Origin of the sequence: Okeania sp. SIO2F5, assembly GCF_010692685.1 — a bacterium.
GTDB classification, from domain to species: Bacteria; Cyanobacteriota; Cyanobacteriia; order Cyanobacteriales; family Microcoleaceae; genus Okeania; species Okeania hirsuta.
In genome coordinates, this window is sequence record NZ_JAAHGU010000260.1 from 1 (window position 1) to 3,969 (window position 3,969).

Annotated in this window: 1 protein-coding gene and 2 pseudogenes; 1 reads left to right on the top strand and 2 read right to left on the bottom strand. The window is 42.6% G+C overall.

The window, feature by feature from the left end; translation table 11 throughout:
- Positions 1-463: 463 nt before the first annotated feature.
- Entirely contained in the window at positions 464-2,554 is a 2,091-nt protein-coding gene (gene fusA / locus F6K27_RS32565) for an elongation factor G (RefSeq protein ID WP_287280042.1), read from the top strand.
- A gap of 605 nt (positions 2,555-3,159) precedes the next feature.
- Here the strand turns inward: fusA and F6K27_RS32570 are convergent.
- Positions 3,160-3,453 (bottom strand): annotated as a pseudogene (locus F6K27_RS32570) (zinc ribbon domain-containing protein); the annotation flags it as partial.
- Between the two features lie 49 nt (positions 3,454-3,502).
- Positions 3,503-3,838, bottom strand: a pseudogene (locus F6K27_RS32575) (RNA-guided endonuclease InsQ/TnpB family protein); the annotation flags it as partial.
- Between the last annotated feature and the right edge of the window lie 131 nt (positions 3,839-3,969).

A 3,969-nucleotide genomic window follows, 5' to 3' on the forward strand; every position in this document is an offset into this window, starting at 1 on the left:
GACAAGCAAAGGCAACTTTGATATCCGAGACGGGGATCAAATTTTGTCTGTATCTCGAAACCATATCCAACCGGTCCATAGACAAGATGGATACAATTACTCATTTTAAGTATATTTTTTCTAAGAGCATAAAAGTACCCTGGGGCGTAGGAAAATATAAATATTTTAGAAAGGCCAATCATCAGTATAAATGGACAACTTGATTCAGGAAATGCCATGAAATAGACACAATACTCCCTTACTGTACTTTAAAAGTGAAGAGTATGTCAAAATCAGCAATATAATTATGGGCATAAAACAGATATTTCAAACCCAATGTTTGAAATCCAGCGGCAGCTTAGGGCCAGCTAACTAGCAGAAACCTGTGTAGTGATTTCTCTCCTAGCTGCTAAGGCTAAATCTACCGCCTATATGTAATACTTAAGTAACACAAAAGTGTAGCACCTAACAAGAGAGTTAAATTATGAAAAAAGACCTCACTAATTATCGTAATTTCGGCATCTTCGCCCACGTTGATGCAGGCAAGACCACCACAACCGAAAGAATCCTGAAACTAACTGGAAAAATCCATAAAATCGGTGAGGTCCACGAAGGTGCAGCAACAACAGACTTTATGGAACAGGAGCAAGAGCGGGGTATTACAATTCAATCCGCTGCTACAAGCTGCTTTTGGAAAGACCACCAGTTAAATATTATTGATACTCCTGGCCACGTTGACTTTACCATCGAGGTATATCGTTCTCTCAAAGTTCTTGATGGTGGCATAGGTGTATTCTGTGCATCTGGTGGTGTAGAACCCCAGTCTGAAACCAACTGGCGCTATGCCAACGATTCTAAAGTTTCTCGGATTATCTATGTAAACAAACTTGACCGGACCGGAGCTGATTTCTACAGGGTTGTGAAGCAGGTTGAAGATGTACTCGCGGCCAAGCCATTAGTAATGGTATTACCTATTGGTATTGAGAATGATTTTGTGGGAGTAGTCGATCTACTAACCCGCAAAGCATGGGTATGGGATGATTCTGGAGACCCAACCAAATATGAAATTAAAGACGTTCCAGAGAACATGGTTGATGATGTAGAGAAATATCGGGAAGTATTGGTTGAAACTGCTATCGAACAAGACGATGATGTAATGGAAAAATATCTGGAAGGAGAAGAGCCAGATATTGACACTCTCAAAAATTGCATCCGTAAGGGAACCAATGAGTTGGCTTTCTTCCCTACCTACTGTGGCTCATCTTTCAAGAATAAGGGCGTGCAGTTGGTACTAGATGCGGTAGTTGATTATCTACCTAACCCGACTGAAGTTAAACCACAGCCAGAGATCGATCTAGAGGGTAATGAGACTGGTAATTTAGCTTATGTTGACCCTGAGAAGCCTCTGCGTGCTTTGGCATTCAAAATCATGGACGACAAATATGGTGCTCTAACTTTTACCCGCATCTATTCTGGTATGTTGTCCAAAGGTGACACAGTGCTGAATACTTTTACAGGTAAAACTGAGCGAGTTGGACGTTTGGTGGAAATGCACGCTGACTCTCGCGAAGAAATTGAATCAGCTCAAGCTGGTGATATTGTTGCTATCGTTGGTATGAAGAATGTCCAAACTGGTCATACTCTCTGTGACCCTAAAAATCCTGCAACTCTAGAACCGATGGTGTTCCCCGATCCAGTGATTTCTATTGCTGTGGCAGCAAAAGATAAAGGTTCTGTGGAAAAACTGGGCATGGCATTGAGCAAGATGGTTCAGGAAGACCCGTCTTTCCGAGTTGAGACAGACCCGGAAAGTAATGAAACTATTATCAAGGGTATGGGTGAGTTGCATTTGGATATCAAGGTTGATATTCTGAAGCGGACTTATGGGGTTGATGTGGAAGTTGGTAAGCCACAAGTAGCTTATCGCGAGTCTATTACTAAGCGTCTTGAAGATAGTTATACTCACAAGAAGCAGTCTGGTGGTTCTGGTCAATTTGCTAAGATTGACTATATTTTTGAGCCAGCTGAACCAGGTGAAGGTTTCCAATTTGAGTCAAAGGTGACTGGTGGAAATGTGCCCAGAGAATTTTGGCCAGCCGTGCAAAAGGGTTTTGAAAGTAGTTTTGAAAAGGGTATGTTAGCGGGTTTCCCTTGTGTGGATATGAAGTTTACGTTGATGGATGGTGCTTTTCACCCGGTTGACTCCTCGGCGATCGCCTTTGAGATTGCTGCTAAGGCGGCCTATCGACAGTCTTTTTCTAAGGCATCTCCTCAGTTACTCGAACCGATTATGAAGGTTGATGCGTTTACGCCTGACGATCATGTTGGTGATGTAATTGGAGACCTCAACCGCCGTCGAGGAATGATTAAGTCTCAAGATTCATCGCCTATGGGTACTCGTATTAAGGCAGATGTGCCATTGAGTGAGATGTTTGGTTATATTGGTGATTTACGGACTATGACTTCTGGTAGAGGTCAGTTTTCAATGGAGTTTTCCCATTATGCACCTTGCCCTGCGAATGTGGCGGAAGTGGTAATTAAGGAAGCTAAAGAGCGTGAAGAAGCGAAGAAATAGTTAGGTCTGGTATATAGAACCCATTTGAGATCTATTTAAAAATAAAGGGGCAGATGGGGAGATGGGGGATGGGGTGTATTGAAGTATTTTCAATTATTGCTTCTATCCCACTCCCGACTCCATGGCTCAAAATTGTCATCCAGCTCAAGATACCAAATGGGTTCTATACAGGGTTGAAAACTTAAAATTAACTTCCCTGGCGGGAAGTCCCGCGCTCTCCTGTTGGCGGAGCAAGTGCGGCAGCTATTAGGGGAGCGTCGGGATGAAAGCCAAGGCCAAGAGTCAGATACCTCCATGCACTAAATTTTCTTATACCCTTAACAAGCTAGGAGGTATTTTGTTACTATCAAGATCAACGCAGGGGGTTGACATCACCTCTGGCAAAACAGCGGTCAGTTTTTTTCCTGACTGAAGAATCCTGGGTTGTCGCGTAAGCACAACGTCGGGAGTATGTCAAGTAGAAAAGCCTTGTATAGACATCTCTAGAAAACCTTGTAGGGGGGGTTCGGTGGAAACCTCCTACTAAAATTTTTGATTTTTTCCCTAATGGGATAATTTGATATATTGACATTCTCCCCCGGCTAAAGCACGGGGGATTCCAAACCTCACGATTTGGGTTTGCTCTTTCTCTTCGTTCGAGCTGACTTACTAGATTGAGTTTCCTCAACAAAGCAGAGGCCATTCTCTCCAGAGGCGTTAATTTCCGTCTGCCCGACGGTATTTGCTAACTGTTTCAATGCAGCTTTGAGAATATTTTCCGCAGCGTTTCGATCGCGGTCTGCAACATACCCACAGTGGGGACATTTATGGGTTCTAGTGCTGAGAGTTTTGACCACTTTCTCTCCACAATTAGAGCAATTCTGGGAAGTATTGGCAGGTTCAACAGCAATAACTGGAACTGCTTCATAAAACTGATATAAAACGTCGTAACAAGTGACATTTTAATGTTTACTTCCTGCTTCCACCGGAACTGTCGGCAGCACTCCGTCCACAGGCATTGACGGTCAAGCCGACCGCATCTTTCAAATTTATACTGGCGTTTAAATCTCTGTCTATTGACAATCCACATTCAGGGCAATCATAAGTCCTTACATTTAAGGGCATATCTTGGACATGACCGCAGTTTGAGCAGGTTTTTGATGATGGAAAAAACCTGTCAACTACTACTAACTCTGAACCGTACCACTGAGTTTTATATTCAAGCTGTCGCCTAAATTCATAAAACCCTTGATCTGCAATTGATTTAGCTAGTTTGTGATTGGCTAGCATTCCAGATACATTTAGTGAGACTTACACAACTTAACTGGTAAAATTAGACTATAATGCTTGTAAATCAATAATTTTACGTCGAAGCGATCGCTACGGGACTTACACAAAATTTTAGAGCTGCCGAAATCAAGTAAATATTAAGGGGC